This is a genomic window from Limosilactobacillus oris DSM 4864, assembly GCF_001434465.1.
In the GTDB taxonomy this organism is placed as follows: domain Bacteria; phylum Bacillota; class Bacilli; order Lactobacillales; family Lactobacillaceae; genus Limosilactobacillus; species Limosilactobacillus oris.
Map to the genome: position 1 here is coordinate 13,853 of NZ_AZGE01000021.1, position 17,148 is coordinate 31,000.

General features: G+C 49.8%; 17 protein-coding genes. 7 read left to right on the top strand and 10 right to left on the bottom strand.

The genetic code is table 11. The features are described from left to right. Window positions 1-135: 135 nt before the first annotated feature. From nth to FC49_RS07295, 3 genes are all read left to right on the top strand, one after another. A complete protein-coding gene (gene nth, locus FC49_RS07285) occupies window positions 136-777 on the top strand; it encodes an endonuclease III (protein WP_003713559.1) in 642 nt (213 codons plus the stop codon). A gap of 82 nt (window positions 778-859) precedes the next feature. Then, a complete protein-coding gene (locus tag FC49_RS07290) occupies window positions 860-1,594 on the top strand; it encodes a gamma-glutamyl-gamma-aminobutyrate hydrolase family protein (RefSeq protein ID WP_056984669.1) in 735 nt (244 codons plus the stop codon). After that, a complete protein-coding gene (locus FC49_RS07295; protein ID WP_003713638.1) occupies window positions 1,595-2,986 on the top strand; it encodes an APC family permease in 1,392 nt (463 codons plus the stop codon). Between the two features lie 150 nt (window positions 2,987-3,136). On the opposite strand, the gene FC49_RS07300 is transcribed toward FC49_RS07295, so the two are convergent. From FC49_RS07300 to FC49_RS07320, 5 genes are all read right to left on the bottom strand, one after another. Next, the gene (locus FC49_RS07300; protein ID WP_056984670.1) at window positions 3,137-4,108 is read right to left on the bottom strand and encodes an acetylxylan esterase; all 972 of its coding nucleotides are present in this window, start codon (window positions 4,106-4,108) and stop codon (window positions 3,137-3,139) included. 15 nt (window positions 4,109-4,123) lie between these two features. Beyond that, window positions 4,124-5,686: an MFS transporter gene (locus tag FC49_RS07305; RefSeq protein ID WP_003715470.1), complete on the bottom strand. Its 1,563-nt coding sequence runs from the start codon at window positions 5,684-5,686 to the stop codon at window positions 4,124-4,126. Between the two features lie 13 nt (window positions 5,687-5,699). Then, on the bottom strand, window positions 5,700-6,158 hold the full coding sequence (locus FC49_RS07310; protein ID WP_003713653.1) for a NanQ anomerase/TabA/YiaL family protein: 459 nt from the start codon (window positions 6,156-6,158) through the stop codon (window positions 5,700-5,702). A gap of 13 nt (window positions 6,159-6,171) precedes the next feature. Next, window positions 6,172-7,089, bottom strand: coding sequence for a dihydrodipicolinate synthase family protein (locus FC49_RS07315; protein ID WP_003715364.1), 918 nt, complete (start codon window positions 7,087-7,089; stop codon window positions 6,172-6,174). 153 nt (window positions 7,090-7,242) lie between these two features. Then, the gene (locus FC49_RS07320) at window positions 7,243-8,100 is read right to left on the bottom strand and encodes an ROK family protein (protein WP_003713600.1); all 858 of its coding nucleotides are present in this window, start codon (window positions 8,098-8,100) and stop codon (window positions 7,243-7,245) included. A gap of 420 nt (window positions 8,101-8,520) precedes the next feature. Between FC49_RS07320 and FC49_RS07325 the strand changes: the two genes are divergently transcribed. From FC49_RS07325 to nagA, 4 genes are read left to right on the top strand one after another with little or no spacing between them, the layout of a single operon-like run. Next, on the top strand, window positions 8,521-9,210 hold the full coding sequence (locus FC49_RS07325) for an N-acetylmannosamine-6-phosphate 2-epimerase (protein ID WP_003713655.1): 690 nt from the start codon (window positions 8,521-8,523) through the stop codon (window positions 9,208-9,210). Window positions 9,211-9,227: 17 nt separating this feature from the next. Continuing rightward, the gene (locus FC49_RS07330) at window positions 9,228-10,061 is read left to right on the top strand and encodes a MurR/RpiR family transcriptional regulator (RefSeq protein ID WP_003713591.1); all 834 of its coding nucleotides are present in this window, start codon (window positions 9,228-9,230) and stop codon (window positions 10,059-10,061) included. A 33-nt stretch (window positions 10,062-10,094) separates the two neighbouring features. Next, a complete protein-coding gene (nagB, locus tag FC49_RS07335) occupies window positions 10,095-10,808 on the top strand; it encodes a glucosamine-6-phosphate deaminase (RefSeq protein ID WP_003713606.1) in 714 nt (237 codons plus the stop codon). Between the two features lie 5 nt (window positions 10,809-10,813). Beyond that, a complete protein-coding gene (nagA, locus tag FC49_RS07340) occupies window positions 10,814-11,950 on the top strand; it encodes an N-acetylglucosamine-6-phosphate deacetylase (protein WP_003713563.1) in 1,137 nt (378 codons plus the stop codon). 197 nt (window positions 11,951-12,147) lie between these two features. Here nagA and FC49_RS07345 read toward each other — a convergent pair whose 3' ends face one another. The 5 genes from FC49_RS07345 to FC49_RS07365 all read right to left on the bottom strand — a co-directional run bounded on the left by FC49_RS07345 (window position 12,148) and on the right by FC49_RS07365 (window position 16,867). Beyond that, window positions 12,148-12,822 carry a sulfite exporter TauE/SafE family protein gene (locus tag FC49_RS07345; protein WP_338107325.1) on the bottom strand — a complete coding sequence of 225 codons (675 nt, stop codon included), beginning with the start codon at window positions 12,820-12,822 and terminating at the stop codon, window positions 12,148-12,150. Window positions 12,823-12,915: 93 nt separating this feature from the next. Next, window positions 12,916-14,106 carry an MFS transporter gene (locus FC49_RS07350; protein WP_056984671.1) on the bottom strand — a complete coding sequence of 397 codons (1,191 nt, stop codon included), beginning with the start codon at window positions 14,104-14,106 and terminating at the stop codon, window positions 12,916-12,918. Window positions 14,107-14,225: 119 nt separating this feature from the next. Next, the gene (locus tag FC49_RS07355; protein ID WP_003715458.1) at window positions 14,226-15,164 is read right to left on the bottom strand and encodes an L-lactate dehydrogenase; all 939 of its coding nucleotides are present in this window, start codon (window positions 15,162-15,164) and stop codon (window positions 14,226-14,228) included. Window positions 15,165-15,324: 160 nt separating this feature from the next. After that, a complete protein-coding gene (locus tag FC49_RS07360; protein ID WP_003713584.1) occupies window positions 15,325-16,344 on the bottom strand; it encodes a zinc-dependent alcohol dehydrogenase family protein in 1,020 nt (339 codons plus the stop codon). A 112-nt stretch (window positions 16,345-16,456) separates the two neighbouring features. After that, window positions 16,457-16,867 (bottom strand): VOC family protein, encoded by a 411-nt coding sequence (locus FC49_RS07365; RefSeq protein ID WP_003713558.1) that lies wholly within the window; start codon window positions 16,865-16,867, stop codon window positions 16,457-16,459. Window positions 16,868-17,148: the final 281 nt, after the last annotated feature.

Sequence of the window (17,148 nt, forward strand, 5' to 3'; positions counted from 1 at the left end):
AATGTTAATTTGCAATGGAAACCCTTTCTTATCATTTTCTCCTCCAACTTAATTTTATTAAGTCCCCCGCTTATTCTAATCATTAGATAAGAGGAGTACACTAGGACTAGGATTTTTCATTCTGAGGTGATCAATATGTTAAGCAATGCCGAAATTTACCAAGCGATTCAGGTCATGCGCCGGGAATACCCTGACGCGGGCACGACCCTCACCGCCGACACCCACTTCCACTTCCTGCTAGCAGTCATTCTCAGCGCCCAGTCAACTGACCAGTCCGTCAACCAGCTGACTCCCGCCCTCTTTGAGCGTTTCCCACTGCCCAAGGACCTGGCGGCCGCGGAGCCGGAAGACGTTGAGCCCTACATCAAGCGGCTCGGCCTTTACCACAATAAGGCCAAGTACCTAGTCAACTGTGCCCGCAAACTGGTCACCGACTTTAACGGGGGAGTCCCCCAGACCCTCAAAGAGCTGACCTCCCTGCCCGGCGTTGGGCGGAAGGTGGCCGACGTCGTCCTCGCGGAATGCTTCACCATCCCCGCCTTTCCAGTCGACACCCACGTCAGCCGGGTCGCGCGCCGGTTAGCAATGGTCCCGCCTAAGGCTTCACTCCTGGCAATTGAAAAGAAATTGATGGAAGCCGTACCAGAAGACAAGTGGCTCGACGCCCACCACTCGATGATTTTCTGGGGCCGCTACCGCTGTATGGCCCGCAACCCCCGGTGCAGTGACTGTCCCCTCCTCCCGATGTGCATTACCGGCCAACAAAACGTCCTCTGATCTGATAGTCAAAATAAAAATTTTGCTTGTAAATAGTTAGTTGCTATAATAGGGGCCGATTATTTTACGAAGGAGAATGATTATGTACAAACCAATCATTGGCATATCCGGCTCACGGATCATTAATAACGGCGGGGCGCTACCGGGCTACTACCGGAGCTACGTCAACGAGGACTACGTTGACTCAGTCATCCAAAACGGCGGGATTCCCTACATTATTCCCTTTAATGATAACGAAGAAGTGACGGTGGCTCAGGTAGCCCAGCTCGACGCCCTGATTCTTTCGGGCGGTCATGACGTCACTCCTTGGAACTACGGCGAAGAGTCCCAGCAAAAAATCGGCATGATTTGGCCGGCCCGGGACCGCTTTGACATGCGCCTGCTTCGGCAAGCTGAGCAGAACCGCATCCCGGTCCTTGGAATCTGCCGCGGTGCTCAGCTAATCAACGTCGCCCACGGTGGCTCCCTCTACCAAGACATTAGTTACCGGGAAGCACCGACCCTCAAGCACAACGAGGGCCACACCCCCGACCTGCCGACACAAACTATTAACCTGCGCCAGGGCAGCCACCTAGCAGCGCTCTTTGACAGTCAGACAATTCACGTTAACAGTTTCCACCACCAGTTGATTAAGGACCTCGGTCAGGGCTTAACGGCGGACGCCAAGGCGCTCGATGGTGTCATTGAGGCCTTTGAAAACGCGGACGCTTCCGTCATCGGCGTCCAGTGGCATCCCGAAATGCTCCACCGCAGTGTTCAAGCGATGAATAACTTATTTACCGACCTCATCCGTCGGGCAGAGAAAGAAGGCTTCTAAATGACAAAAACTAAACTAGGCTTCTGGTCGATTGTCCTCTTAGCTATCAACTCCATCATCGGCTCCGGGATTTTCCTGACCCCCGGCTCCGTCGTCTCGATGGTCGGAACCAAGGCTCCCCTGGCCTACTTCCTGGCGGCGCTCTTTGCGGCCACCCTGGCGATTACCTTTGCAGCCGCGGCCAAGTACGTCAATAAGAGTGGAGCGGCTTACTCCTACGCCAAGGCAGCCTATGGGGAAAACATGGGCTTCTACATGGGGGTCGTCCGGTTTTTCTCCGCCTCTGTCGCCTGGGGCGTGATGGCCGTTGGGGTAATCCGGTCAACCTACTCCATCTTCGGCTGGAATCAGTCCTTTGGTAATATCACCCTCGGCTTCGTCGTCCTCATGCTGATTATTATGGTAGTCAACTTGCTCGGCCGCCGGGTCTTCACGATCATTAATGACCTGTCAACAATCGGCAAGCTCGGCGCGCTCATCCTGCTGATCATCGCTGGGACCGTGGTCCTCCTCAAGACGGGGGACAACCACTTCGCCGAATTAGACCAGCTGACCAGCCGCGGGAAGCCCCTCATTCCGGCCTTCACCACCTCCGGCTTCGTTATGGCGGTGATCTCGGCCTTCTACGCCTTTACCGGTTTTGAGGCGGTTGCCACCGGGTCCGAGGACATGCAGGAACCGGAAAAGAACTTACCGCGGGCGATCCCATTAGCCATCCTCATCATTGCTATTATCTACATCGGGACGATTGCGATTGCCATGATGGTCAACCCGGTCGCCCTGGTTAAAACCAAGCAGGTCGTTGCCCTCGTCGCTATTTTCCATAACCAGGTCCTCCAAGACGTCATCCTGGCCGGTGCTATCATTTCGATGTTTGGCATCAACGTGGCGGCATCGTTCCACACTCCCCGGGTGCTAGAGGCCATGGCGAACGAAAACCAGGTTCCCCAGTTCATCGCCCGGCGGACTAAACTCAACTTCCCGCTGGTTTCCTTTGCAATTACCCTCCTGCTGGCGGTGGGAATCCCGATGGCCTTCCAGTACAGCCTGCCGACCATTATCGTCATCAGCGCCACGGTGCGGTTCTTTGAATTTATCATAATCCCGCTGGGTGTGATCCGCTTTTACCAGGGTAAGAACCGGGAAGCCATCCTGCCGGCGAAGAAAAACCCCTTCACCGACGTGGTAATGCCGGTGCTGGCAGTGATCGTCACCATCGTCCTCCTGGCCCGCTACGACTGGATCAGCGAATTCAGTATTCATCAGGGCGGTCACATGGTTGCCAACTGGTACGCCATCTTCGGCATGGCTTTCGGCTTCATCATCCTGCCGGCCATCCTCTTCCTGCTGACGAGAAGGGAGCGGCAGGCGAACACGAATAAGGAAAACTAACGACACTACAAAGAGGCTGGAAATTAACTCAGCCTCTTATTTTTTTAATGCACAAAAATAAGCTCCAGTGCTCGGCGAACCGAACTCTGGAGCTCTATCTGTGCTTATGGAGGTGGACAACGAACTAGACCAGCTAGTTCTGTTCCACTCTCACTCTTTACCAATTTGAATCTTCGTGTGACATAGCCAATTGTACGCCTGATCGTCAACATGGACGTTCATCGGTTCATGCTCATATTCCGGAAGGAGGAAATGCTGTTTATCTGCCGTGCCTAAACGGTTGTAAATTGCAAACTGCGTCGCTGGCATACAGACTTCATCCATCATCCCGGTAATCATCCTGACGGGGCACTTGACCCGGTGAGCCATGTTCTTAATATCAATGTAGTCCAAAGTACGCAGGATTTGCTCTTCCTTCTTGTGGAAGGGATCGTGGAACTTGAAATACCGAATCAATTCCATGTACGGTTCACTCTCATTATGCGAATCAATCACATACTTGAAATCACCCAGGAACGGATAAATGGCAACATTGAACTTGATCTTCGGGTTTAAAGCGGCGGCAACTAAAGATAAGGCTCCCCCTTGAGACCCCCCGTAGCTGTACAGCCGGTCTTCATCTACAAAGTCAAAGCCGGCGACAATCTCGACCAGACTATAAACATCCAAGTAGATATGCTTGTAGAACAGGTTTTCCGGACCATCTTCCGCGCCCCGAATAATGTGGCCTAAAACGGTATTGCCATTAAAGGAGGCGTTATCCTGGGAATAACCTGATTGCCCCCGCACATCCATCGCGACGATTCCATACCCCGAAGCGGGATACTTTAATAATTCCGACCAGTCGGGGGATTGTCCCATATAGCCATGGAAATAAAAGACTACCGGAACGGGACCCGCTGAATCTTTAGGGAAGAGGCACCGTGAATAGACGGTCCCGTGGTTAGTTCCCGCAAAGGTCAGCTCATAAGCATTCACATTCTTAAAGCCAAAGTCCTTAGAAATTAGATTTGCTTGAAAACTAGCGGGCAGCTTTTGAAGGTTCCGCTCCCAAAATTCATCAAAGTCTGCGGGAACTTCACGCCGTCCCAAATAGTGTTCCAATTGTTGAATATCTTGCATATTATTAATCCCCCTTTACTTCTTATCCAATTTGACCTGCTCTTCAACCGAGGTAATGTCGAAGTCAGACCAGTCTTGTTTTCGTAATTCATCTGGGTGAATCAACTTCAGAAGCCGTGGTGGGAGGTTAATTACCAGGCAGACGATAATGAACGTTGCCACAGTTAGCACGATGCAGAACAGGGTCCAACCCAGGTTTAAGCCCATCGGTTGGAAAACAGCGTTAGCCAACGAAAGGGTCATCACAGGAGCTAAGGCCTGACCAAGCCCGGCCGCGTTAATCAGGAACCCAACCCCGGCGTTCCGGCCAGAAGTAGTAAAGAAGTTCCCGATGTATTTTGGCATCAAGGCAGCAAATGAAATTGCCGTTTCGTAGGCCATCAGGCAGACAACAAACAGTGCCATCCAAATAAAGCCCTTATCCATCAGTGGACGGTTAATCATGAAGACCGGAGCCAGGAACAGGAGTGAAGCCGTGGTCCCAAAAAGGTAGGCTTTTCTCGTTCCCCACTTGTCACCAACAAAACCAACGACGATACAACCGATCACCTGACCAACCCAGAAGACGGACGTCAGATTAGCAACCATCCCGGTCGAGAAGTGGAGGGCGGTTGAGTAGTAGGTTGGCATTAAGGCCTGCATAGGACCGTTCCCTAAGTTGGCAGCTACCATGATAATTAAAATTCCCAAGCCAATTGGCCAACGGCGCTTCATGAACTGACGCGTGTATGACATGATAGTTGCGAAAATTACGATCCAGGCAAGGACTGATTGAATCAGGTTCAGCTTGCTGGACATTAAGAAGACGAACACAAGCAGAACAATCGTTACCAAGGCTGAGCAGGTGTTGATGATTGAACGGAGCTTGCCTTGCTTGAAGAGCACACTAAACATATCCTTTGGCGGAATGTAGTTTGGATCTGCTGCTTGCATCTTCTTCTGCTGAGCACGCATTTCTTCAAAGTCTTGCGCTTCAGAAATTGACCGCCGCATCCACAGGGCGAAGAAAACCGGGATAATCCCAATCATAAAGAAGAGACGCCAGTCTTGGGAAGCGTACTTTGTTCCTTCCAGCAGCGAAGAAACCAGCTTATATACTTGGGCCGTCACCGCTCCACCAAGGGAGAACCCGGCCACAACGAACCCAACGGCACGGTTTCTCAGGTGCTTAGGCCAGGTTTCCATGATGTAGGTGGTTGACGAACTATATTCACCAGCCATCCCTAGCCCAATGAATAGCCGAGCAGCGAACAGAACCCAGAATGATGGCGCGAAGGCACAGATAAAGGTTCCCCCCGCGTACAGCAGAATCGAGGTAACCATTGAAACCTTCCGACCAAACCGGTCCCCAATCGCACCAAACATCAGTCCACCGAACCACCGTGACAGATACGCGGCGGAAATTAAGGTTGAAGATAATACCAACGGAATGTGGAATGATGCGGCAATTGGCACTAACAGCAGGTTAACCATGTTAAAGTCAAAACCATCAAGAAAATAACCAATCGTGGCAGCGTTTAATGATTTCCATTGGTCACGGCTGACTTCGTTATACCAATGAGTCTTTTTTGGGGACATTGACCCCACCTCCTTAAAAATCGACCTTTACTTTGATCATGGCCTTGCGAATCACGTCGTCGTTGAGCTCAATGCCTGGTTGGTGAATATCTTCCGGAAAGGCAATCAGCATGTCACCAGAGTGCAGAGTTACAACGACCTTGGGCTGACCAACGAACAGGGCACAGTCCTTATCAGGATCGTAGGGCTGCGTAGTGGTTACCAGGTCCTTGCTGGTAACCGCCATTTGCTCGGTCCCCTTCACAATCAGGTGGATATCGAACCATTCGTGGTGCTGTTCAAACATGTCCCCAGGCTGACCATTAGATGCTTGGTAGTCAAAGACACTGTACTTGACCCCGTCGCAGACCTCCTTGGATTCACCATCAACAAAGTCTTCTAACTTTGTTTTTTGGATGTAATCAAGGGCTTGATCGAGGTTTTTAGAAATATTCTTATAACGATCGACTTGATCTTTGGACGTAATTATCATGAATAACTCCCATCTAGTTGAATGCGGCGCGGGCTTTGTTAATCAAAGCAATTGCTTCTGCGACCAGCTGCTTGTCCTCTGGTGCCAACGGTTCAAGCGGTAGGCGAACAGAACCAATGTCCAAGTCCTCGTTTTCCCGCAAGACCTCTTTGATCAGTGCGTACATGTTTCCGTGCCCGCCAGCTAGCTTGTAGATGACTTCGTTGATCATAAATTGGAGCTTGTTTGCGCTCTTGAGGTCTCCTTCCTTGAGGAAACTGTTTAGCTTTAAGAAGAGGTCGGGCATTGCACCGTAAGTTCCACCAATCCCGCCAATTGCACCCATAACACGGCCGCTAATAAACTGCTCGTCCGGACCGTTGAAGACCAGGTGGTCATCCCCGCCCAGGCTCTTAAAGATTTGGATGTCCTGAACCGGCATGGAGGAGTTCTTAACCCCGATCAGCTGCTTGTTGTCCAGCATCTGTTGGTACAGTGAGGAACTGAGGGCCGTCCCGGCAAGTTGTGGGATGTTGTAGATAACGAAGTCCGTATGCGGAGCAGCCGCGCTAATATCGTTCCAGTACTTGGCAATGGAGTAGTCCGGCAGCTTGAAGTAAATCGGTGGGATTGCGGCAATGGCGTCAACCCCCATGCTTTCAGCGTGCTTAGCCAGCTCCACACTGTCCTTAGTGTTGTTGCAGGCCACGTGGGCAATCACAGTTAACTTCCCCTTGGCAACTTCCATCACGTTTTCTAAGACCTTTTTCCGATCTTCAACGCTCAGGTAAATACATTCGCCTGAAGAACCATTAACGTAAACACCCTTCACGCCCTTTTTGAGGTGGTACTCGGTCAGCTTCCGTACCCGTTCTGGGCTAATCTCTCCATTGTCGTCATAACAGGCGTAGAAAGCCGGAAAAACACCACTATACTTTGAAAAATCTTTCATAACTACTTGTCCTTTCAAAACTACGAAGTAAAAAAACAAAAGCACAACAAACACCCATTGAGAGAGTGTTCGTTGTGCAGTTGATTTATTTATAGGATTATTATCGAAATCTAATTCTATTACGAAGCAAATTTGTTTGCAAGCGGTTCCAAGTCAGGCGTAAAAAAGTGAAACCGCGCCAAATAGCTGCGATAAGTCTTGCAGGGTGGCAATTTTAAGTTCCGTTTGAAACATCCCATCAGGCATTTTTTCATTAACGTAGTATTTAATCTTGTCGGTAAAGAAAGCGCCCTGCCTGCTTACAGCACCGCCGATTAGGAAGATATCGGGATCCAATAATAAGCAGATATTGGCAATTTCTTTTGCTAAGGCTTCGCACCATTGATTGATAAGACTAACGTAGAATTCCTCCCCAGCCCGGGCAGCCGAAAAGGCCTCCGGGACGGTCACGCCATACTGGGCCACCTGGTGCTGGAAAGCCAGGGTTGAGAACTTGGATTCAAATGATGAGTTGCCAATTTGTTGAAAATTGAGATAACCAACCGAATTAGCCAACCCATGAGCACCGTTCAAGAGCTTGCCATCATAGTAAAAGGCGCCCCCGATTCCGGTCCCGAGCGCAATACAATAAATGGACTTTTGATAGTCAAGATTTCCCTTGAAAATTTCGCCCATCAGGGCAGCGTCAACGTCATTAATAACCTTTACCGGAATTTCGAAGGCCTCTTCTAAAATCTTCTTGAGCTGCATTCCTTGGTAGTCTTTGACCGTTGGGCCGGCGTATAGGATTTCACCCTGTTTGCCGACCCGGCCGGCAGTACTAATGCCGATCCCCCGCAGGTTAAATTCCTTCTTTTGTTTAGTCACGTCGATTAATGTTTTGACGATCGTATTGTTTTCATTGTTATTTGTCGGTGCGGTCCCATAATCAACCACTTGGAGGTTCTTATCAATTACTCCATACTTAATTGATGTGCCTCCAATATCAAATGCGAGATAGTTGTTATCCATTTTGTGTGTTCCTTTCTCCAAAAATAAGGTTCAGATTGGGCGAAATGACAAAATCTCATGACGCCAATCCCTAGGCCAGGACAATCGTCCAGTGATGTTTTGAAAAGCAACTATGAAAAGGAATATTGCTAAAGTAATCCCTTGCAGATATGATTGCATTGCAGTTGATTTTATAGAATTATTATTAAATTTACAGAAAAAATCTGTAAAAGCAAGTTTAAAAAGTTGTCACTTCAAAAAGCGGCTGGGAAGAAAAACCAGCCTAAGATACGGATGCTATAACGCGGTAGCTGGCTGGTAATTGCAGCGCTGAACAGTGGTGGGATTACCTCGCCATCCTTACGGGGGGGGTGGGACATCGAGCTAGCCAAGCTAGTCCCATCCCATTCCGCCGACCGCGTTGGGAATGGAGGAAAAACTTTGCAAAACGATTTTTTAGAGCAGACTAAAAAGAAACTGATTATTTCTTGCCAGGCACTCCCGGGAGAACCCTTACACAGTTCTTTCATTATGTCACGGATGGCCCGTGCGGCTTCCATGGCGGGAGCAGCAGGTCTTCGTGCTAATTCGGTAGTGGACATTCAGGCGATTCAAGACGAAACCGCACTTCCGATTATCGGGATTGCTAAGGTGGACTACGATGACTCCGAAGTCTTCATCACACCAACAATCAAGGAAATGCGGGCTGTCGCTAGCACCGGCTGTCAGGTTGTTGCCTGTGATGTTACCGGTCGGCCACGACCACACCATGAAGAATTAGCGGAGATTGTTAAACAGATGCGGGCCGAATTCCCCGATACGTTATTAATGGCGGATACTGACCGTCTGGAGAGCGTAGAGATTGCTAATGAGCTCGGTTTTGATATGATTGGAACAACGATGCATGGCTATACACCAGCAACTGAAGGTCTAAACGTTGCCGACAACGACTTTGAATACTTAAAGGAAGTTGTTGACCTGGCAAAGGCCCCAGTGATTGCTGAGGGTAAGATTGACTCACCCGCAAAGTTAAAGCGGTGTCTCGAATTAGGCTGCCATGCGGTCGTTGTCGGTGGAGCAATCACCCGACCGTTGCAAATTGCACGGACCTTTATTGACGTGCTAGATTAGCCAAAGGATGGATTGAAATGTCAGAGGAATTTTTAAAGTCCATTAAACTCATTTCCGTGGACCTCACGCGGCAAGAAAAGAAAATCGCGCGGGTTGTTTTGAGCGATCCCGAAAAAGTGCAAACGATGACCATTTTGGAATTAGCAAAGAAGGCGAAGGTTGGTACGGCCACCATTTCACGCTTTGCTAAACACGTTGGTTGCGTGGACTTTGCCGACTTTAAATCCTACCTGACGACTTCAAACCTGATCCAGGCCAAGCGGATGTCCGAGGGTTCCATTCTGGACGAGGTGATTACCTATTACAAACAAAGTTTAGAGGAAACCAAGTCCTTAATTTCGCTTAGTCAATTGAAGAAAATAACAAGGATAATTAGGAAAGCCAATCGGGTCTATATTTTAGGTGTTGGCAGTTCTGGCTATAATGCCCTGGAATTAAACCAACGACTCATGCGGATGGGAATCAACTCATGTGCTGTTTGTGATAGCAGCATGATGAGCATTATTGACACCATCATCTCACCTAAGGACACGATTTTGGCCTTTTCCGTCTCCGGCAACACGCTCGAAATTTGTGATGCCGTCCAAAAGTGCCGCGAGAAGGGGGTCGTTATTACTTCCATCACAGCCTTTAGCAATAGCGTTTTGGCCAAACGAAGCAATAACATTCTCCTGATTAAGAACACTGAAAAGTCTCCTAATTATAACTTTATGAATTCGCAATTTACGATCAATTACATCATTGACCTGCTTACGGAAATCCTCTTGGAACACCCTACCTATCTTAAAAACATGAACAAAACAGTTGAAGAAGTTTTACGAATTAAAGAAGCTAATAAAAAGCAACTGTAATAAAATTACCGTTTTGAAAGGAATTTAATAATAATGCGTATTATTGTTGTTGCAAATGCAAGTGAAGGTGGCAAAGCGGCCGCCCAAATTTTCAGCCAAGAATTGCAGAATGGTGCAAAGGTCTTTGGTCTGGCTACGGGAAGCACCCCGCTTTCAACATACCAAGAATTATGCAATAGTAACATGGATTTTAGTGATTGTACTTCAATCAACCTGGATGAATACGTTGGAATTTCAGCCTCTAATCCGCAGAGTTATGCCTACTTCATGCACCAAAATTTGTTTGCTGCAAAGCCTTTTGCACACTCTTTCATTCCTAATGGTATGGCTAAAGACATTGAAGAAGAGATTAGTCGGTACAACCACCTGATTGACGAAAATAACGTTGACTTACAAATTTTAGGGATTGGTCAAAACGGCCACATTGGTTTTAACGAACCAGGCACCTCCTTCGACAGCCTTACTCACAAGGTCGCCTTAACCGAGTCGACAATCAATGCCAACTCCCGGTTCTTCAGCGATATTAACGACGTGCCGAAGGAAGCATTGACCATGGGCCTCAAATCAATTTGCAAGGCAAAGCATATCTTGCTGATTGCGTACGGTAAAAACAAGGCGGACGCGATTGACAAGATGATCAACGGCCCGGTCAGCGAAGAGTTACCCGCAAGTATTTTACGGAACCACTCCAACGTAACTGTGATTGTTGACGAAGAAGCTGCTAGCGGCTTAAAGACTGTAAGGTGACCAGAATGCAAACAGTGATTAAAAATGCTGATATTTATGTTGGCGATGGCGTAGTCCAGAATGGTTACATCCGCTTCGACAAGAAGGTTCTTGGCGTCGGGCCAATGGACGAGTACACGCCCCAAGAAGCAGACGAAAACGTTGTCGATGGTAGTGACAAGATAGTCGTTCCTGGCTTTATCGACGTTCATACTCACGGCGGCTACGGAATCGACTCGATGGACGATGATCCCGCGAAGGTCAATGAAATGATCTGTCAGGAAGCTAAGAACGAAGGAATCACGTCTATCTTCCCCACCACGGTTACACAGTCTACAACCAACATTAGTCAGGCAATGAAAGTGTTAAAGGTGGTGGCCCAGGAAAACCCGGTCATGCAGGGAATTCATCTGGAAGGCCCCTTCATTTCAGCCGAGTACAAGGGTGCACAGCCAGAACTATACATTACCAATCCCGACGCCGAGCTGTTAAAGGAATGGAATGAGCTCTCCGGGGGACTGATCAAGGTCATTACGTATGCTCCAGAACAAAGCGGGGCCGCTGACGTAGAAAGCTATTGCCAAGCTCACCAGATTGTCCTTTCGGTTGGTCACTCCAGCGCTAAGCAAGCGCAGCTGGAGCAGTCTAAGGCAACCCACATCACCCACCTTTACAACGCGCAACGTGGTATGCATCACCGCGAACCGGGTGTTACGGGGGAGGCACTGCTGGAAAAGAAGTTCTACACCGAAATCATCGCCGATGGTTACCACGTGGCTCCGGATATGATTGACTTGGCTTACCGGCTCAAAGGACCCGACAAGATCGAGTTAATCACCGATTCGCTGCGGGCCAAGGGGATGCCAGAGGGTGTCTCTGAACTAGGCGGTCAAAAGGTGATTGTCAAGGATCACCAGGCCCGCCTTGAAAACGGCCACTTAGCCGGTTCCGTCCTCGAGTATGATTTAGCGTTTAAGAACATTATCAACTTTACTGGTTGTAGCATTAGCGATGCGGTCAAGATGACCTCGTATAACCAGGCGCAGGAATTCAACCTTGAATCTAAGGGGGAACTAAAGGCTGGGAAAGATGCTGACATTAACGTCTTAGATCGTGAGTTAAACCTAGAAGCAACTTACAGTTATGGCCGCTTGTTAAACTAAGCGGTCAATAGTAAAAGTGACCCAAGCACGTCTTAAAACTGCCAGAGAGTATCTGTTGATTGCGTATCGCTCCATTTACGAACTGTACTCCTCTTAATCACCTATTTTCAGATACTCTCTTTTTGGTATTTCAACCAACAACCTTAAAAGCCACCTAGCTCATCCTCAAGCTAGGTGGCTTTTGCTATATTCTAATGTCACAACGCGGTCCGGAGCCCCATCACGATGATGAACACACCCATAAAGAGTTTGACAATCCGCGCCCGGGCCGGCTTAGCAGTCATCCAGAGGACAATCGGTGGGGCCAGGAAAGCCCCGACCAGCGAGCCGGCAATCAGGCCGCCTGCCGCATGCCAGTCAATACTGCCGCCACTGATGTGCAAGAGGGCGCCGACAACTGACATCCCGACCAGGACGTAAGCGGAGGTCGCAGACGCGGCGGCCATTGACGCGCCAAGGAGCAGCAGTCCCGTCGTAATCGGGCCGCCACCGCTCAGGCCGGCGATTCCCACCATCAGACCGCCCATGATGCCGTACAGGACACTGGCCGCTTCCGGTGAGAACCGGCTCTGGTGCCCCGCTTTCGGTTGCCGGTAGAGTTTGACAATTAACTGGACACCGAGAAAGATCAAGATCAAGCCGATCACTAGCTTGTAGACCCGCTCTGGCAGCCAGGGCGAGATGAAGGAACCGACAAAGATACTTGGAATCGCCGCAATCAACATCCGGTTGCCAAGCCTAAAATTTATCAGCCCGCGCCGGTAGTAGGACCAGGAGCCCATTATCAATGCTGGCAGCGACGTAACGATCGACGTGGCCGCCGCGGCACCTGGCGACAGTTGAAAAATGGCGGTCAGGGCCCCCAGGTAGATGGCACCACTGCCACCCCCAGGGAGATTACGAAAATTCCGACCGCCAGGCCGACGACAACCATTAACAATAGATTTCCCATTAGTATTACCCTCTTATGCGTTTACTCGGTTCAAGTGTTGCAACCCAAAGGTAATGATAAACGAAATTGCCAAGAATACAATTACGATCCAGTAGGGGTACTGGTAATTAATATCCAGTAAAGCCCCGGAAATCAGTGGCCCGATGATGTTCCCAACACTGGTCAGCGACATGTTGACCCCGTTGAGCAGCCCCTGGTTGTTTTTACTCATCTTGGTCAGGAGGGTCGTAATCGCCGGCCGCAACATATCAAAGGCTTCAAAGACGACCAGGGTGGCTACAATCAGCTGCCAGTGGGAGTGGTCGTAGATGACAAAAGCCGTCCCGATGGCGCTGGCAAAGAAGCAGTAGCGGATCACCCGGACTTCTCCCCACCATTGCACCATCCGATCGAAGAGGAAGACCTGCAGGATTAGGGAGATGATTCCGTTCAGTGTTAAGACCAGGGCGATGGATTGCAGGTCAAAGTGGTGGACTTCGTTAACATACAGACTGTAAATGCTCTCGAAGCCAGCCAGGCCAAACGCCATGATGAAAATCATCAGGAAGAGCGTCGTCATCACCGGAGTCAGTAGCGATTTCACCTGGGCCCAGCCACCCTCAAGCAGGGCGTCCTCCGGGTTCTTCGTGCTGCTCTTAAACCGCTCGTCGCTGTCCTTCGGCAAAAGAATTACCGCTACCACCGTACTGATAATTCCGAGGATCCCGGCCACCCAAAACGGGAACTTGTAGCTGATGTTAGCTAAGATCCCGCCCAGGCCAGGGCCCAAAATCAAACCGCCACTAAAGGCCGCCGATAGCCAGCCGATAACCTTGGCGCGGTCCTTAACGCTTGTCAGGTCCGCGGCCAGGGCCATCGAAGTCGGCACAAACATGGCGGCGGATAGCCCGTCAACCGCTCGCGACAGGTCGAAGAGCCAGAGTCGCTGGGACAGTGCAAAGACAAATTCCGCGATGGAAAAGACCAGCAATCCCCAGACCAGCATCGGCTTCCGCCCCGTCTTATCCGAGATCCGGCCGACAATCGGCGAAGTAATAAACTGGACAAAGGCAAAGAGGGACGACATTACCCCCATGTCAAAGGCAGAAAAGTGGTACTCGTTTTTGATAAACGGCATCACCGGGAAAATCAGGCTCATCCCCAGACAAATCAGGAATTCATAGAAGATTACCACGGCGATAATGCGCTTAACTTCTTTGCTCACGATTGATACTCCTTTCTTTTATCTTGATTGCAAAAGAAAAGCGGTGCCGCAGGCTGCGACGCCACTTATTTAATATTCTAATGGTTTAGTCTATCATCAACTGGCCCTTTTGGCTAGTCCTAAGCCTGCTTGTTAGCGGCCAAACTTTCCTGGTACTTTTCCTTGATGAAGTCCGCGGAGGTCTGGAGTTTCTTTAGTTCCTCGTCCGTCAAGTCGAGCTGGGCTTGTTCAACAATCCCGTCACGACCAACGACGGCTGGGTAGGACAGGTAGCAGTCGTATTCCTTGCGGTAGTTTGATACCGGCATTTCAGTCAAGGCATCGGACAGGATGGTGTTGACTAAGCGCACCGCGGCGGTCGCGACCCCGTAGCTGGTGTACTTTTTGCCCTTGAAGACGGTCCAGCCGCCCATCTTGGCCTCCTGATCCAGCTGGTCCAGGTCGAGGCCCTTTTGCTTTGCCAGCTCTGTAATTGGCTGGTCAAGGACGCGGACGGTTGACCAGGCTGTAAACTGGGAATTCCCGTGCTCCCCAAGGTTGTAACCAGCAACGGAGCGAGGGTCGACGTGGAGGCGGTCAGCCACGGCCCGCTTCATCCGAGCGGAGTCGAGCAGGGTTCCGGTGCCGATGACGTGTTCCTTCGGCAGGCCGGTCACGGATTGGTAAATCGAGGTAATCACGTCGACAGGGTTAGTAATGACCACGATTTTACCATTAAAGCCACTGTCCTTAATCTTTTGGGCAACCGCCGGAACCTGTTGGCGAGTGAATGGCAGTTCAGCGAACCGGTCGGCATTTGGGTTGTCCTGGAGCTTAATGTTGCCCAGGGCAGAAACGATGACGTCGGTGTCCTGGAGCTGTTGGTAATCATTGACGTAAATATTGGTGTGATGAAGCAGGTTTGCCATCGCATCCTTGAAGTCCAACGCGTCGGCGTTAACCTTATCTGCGTTGCTGTCAATCAACACCAGATCATCCGCGAAGCCATTCGCAACGATATAGTGGGCAACTGTGGAACCGACATGGCCCATCCCGATAACTGCTACTTTCCGTGTCATTATGAAGACCCCTTTCATTAGTCGATAATGTGATTAGTTCTCATTAAAATCTAATATAACATATGAGCCAGGGCTTGACTAGGTGCAAAAAACGGGGAAGCCCAGCACCACGCTCGGCTTCCCTGTTAAAAGCGGTTAATTATCTTATTTTTGCTATTTATTAAGCGTCTTCGCCGGCAACCTTGACGATCGCCTTGGAAATGTTCCCCAGCTTACCACTGACAAAGTCTTCGACGTGGGCAAAGTCCAGCACGTTGGAAATCAGCGGCAACGGGTCCACGTCACCGGATTGCAACAGGGCAATGGAGTCTTCAAAGGTGTACGGGTTGATGAAGGAGCCCTGGATGTGGAGCTGCTTTTGGTAAACCTTGTAGGTGTTGACCTTGAACTCTGAGTCTGGGTTTCCAACACCAAACATCAGGACCTGGCCGCCACGCCGTGCTGCTTCAACGGCTTGTTCCTGGGTCTTTGGCAGGCCGACCGCTTCGACAACGATATCATAGGAGTCCGGCTTGATAGCATCTGGTTCCTTGATATTATTGATCGTCTTAAAGCCAAAGTGCTTCCGGTTGTTCTCCAGCTTTTCATCAACGGTCCCGGCCAGGGTGACTTCCTTGACACCCCGGGACTTCAGGATTTGGGCAATCAATTGACCTTCAAAACCGTCACCGATAATCAGAGCCGTCTGGTACGGGTGCGTTTCCAGCAGGTCAACCCCGTGGGCAGCACAGGAAATTGGTTCGATTACGGCCGCTGCTTCAAGCGAAACGTTGTCTGGAACATGGTAAACTACTTCTTCCGGAGCAGTGAAGTATTCCGCAAAGCCCCCATCCCGGGTAACACCAACAGCGTCGAGGTGTTCACATAATTCAGGGCGGGAAGTCCGGCAGTAGAAGCACTTGTGGCAGTAGATATTCGGATCGACGCTGACCCGGTCGCCTACCTTGAAGTCTTCTACTTCACTGCCGACTTCGGCGACTACCCCAGAGTTTTCGTGCCCCAAGACAATCGGTGGAACGGCATCGGCTGACCCTGGCAGTCCATTGTAGAGGGCCTTGTCGGTCCCACAGATTCCGGCCCACGCGGTGTGAACCAGCACTTCATTCGGCTTCACCGTTGGCTTCTGGTAGTTGTCATCGACTTCTAATTGTTTCTTACCCGTCATTACTAATGCTTTCATGAGATATACCTCCTCAAATCATTCCTACGAGGCTGGGTATTAGCTCAGCTTCCTCACTGCTGTTAACAAATGGTGCGCCAGACAGTGGTCAAACAGCCGGCCCACTTTCTGACTAGCCCTTGACGACTTCGCAAAATTCAACCGTTTCGTCATTTGGCCCAACGATGTTAAAGAACTTGATCCCGTGCTTCCAGAAATCGAGGTGTTGCACTTCATCTTCCTTGACGTTGAAGCCCTCTTCCTTGGCCGCCTTGAACGCACCATCCGCATCCTCGACGTTCAGGGAAATATGGTTAATCGCCCCGGTTTGGTGAACGGCGCCATCGCTGTCCCAGATTTCTAACATTAAATGACCATACTTCATAAAGACTACCTGGTGGCCCTGGTCATCGGTGTCAAACTGCCCCTGCTTCTTAAAGCCCAGTTTTTCCCAAAAGGCAATTGTCTTTGGCAGGTCATCGGTCGGAATCCCCACGTGTGCTAAATCATCAAAATACCCGGCAAGGCTCTTATTAAATGCCATTGCACGACGCCTCCTTGAAATGTGTTTATTTCTTTCAACAGTTATTATGATAGGGCTTACATTTTAATGTGTCAATCGGTTAACACTAGCGAAAACGTTTATCATTTCGATATATTAACCGGTTACCATCTGTGGAATGCAGATTCCACATGCGATTAGAAGCAACCTGCTTTTTCAATAAAAAAATTTTATCGACCGCCCGGAGATCTTGGCAGCAAAAAAACGAGGCTGGTGAGAAAACTTCATTTTCTCAGGTTCTACAATTTTAAGTACTGATGGAT

Bases quoted from the DNA above. Each gene is read 5' to 3' on its own strand.
- FC49_RS07330 (WP_003713591.1), top strand. From the start codon at position 9,228: ATGTCAGAGGAATTTTTAAAGTCCATTAAACTCATTTCCGTGGACCTC.
- nagB (WP_003713606.1), top strand. From the start codon at position 10,095: ATGCGTATTATTGTTGTTGCAAATGCAAGTGAAGGTGGCAAAGCGGCC.
- FC49_RS07365 (WP_003713558.1), bottom strand. From the start codon at position 16,867: ATGGCATTTAATAAGAGCCTTGCCGGGTATTTTGATGATTTAGCACAC.
- FC49_RS07305 (WP_003715470.1), bottom strand. From the start codon at position 5,686: ATGTCCCCAAAAAAGACTCATTGGTATAACGAAGTCAGCCGTGACCAA.
- FC49_RS07300 (WP_056984670.1), bottom strand. From the start codon at position 4,108: ATGCAAGATATTCAACAATTGGAACACTATTTGGGACGGCGTGAAGTT.
- nth (WP_003713559.1), top strand. From the start codon at position 136: ATGTTAAGCAATGCCGAAATTTACCAAGCGATTCAGGTCATGCGCCGG.
- FC49_RS07320 (WP_003713600.1), bottom strand. From the start codon at position 8,100: ATGGATAACAACTATCTCGCATTTGATATTGGAGGCACATCAATTAAG.
- nagA (WP_003713563.1), top strand. From the start codon at position 10,814: ATGCAAACAGTGATTAAAAATGCTGATATTTATGTTGGCGATGGCGTA.
- FC49_RS07355 (WP_003715458.1), bottom strand. From the start codon at position 15,164: ATGACACGGAAAGTAGCAGTTATCGGGATGGGCCATGTCGGTTCCACA.
- FC49_RS07360 (WP_003713584.1), bottom strand. From the start codon at position 16,344: ATGAAAGCATTAGTAATGACGGGTAAGAAACAATTAGAAGTCGATGAC.
- FC49_RS07290 (WP_056984669.1), top strand. From the start codon at position 860: ATGTACAAACCAATCATTGGCATATCCGGCTCACGGATCATTAATAAC.
- FC49_RS07310 (WP_003713653.1), bottom strand. From the start codon at position 6,158: ATGATAATTACGTCCAAAGATCAAGTCGATCGTTATAAGAATATTTCT.
- FC49_RS07315 (WP_003715364.1), bottom strand. From the start codon at position 7,089: ATGAAAGATTTTTCAAAGTATAGTGGTGTTTTTCCGGCTTTCTACGCC.
- FC49_RS07295 (WP_003713638.1), top strand. From the start codon at position 1,595: ATGACAAAAACTAAACTAGGCTTCTGGTCGATTGTCCTCTTAGCTATC.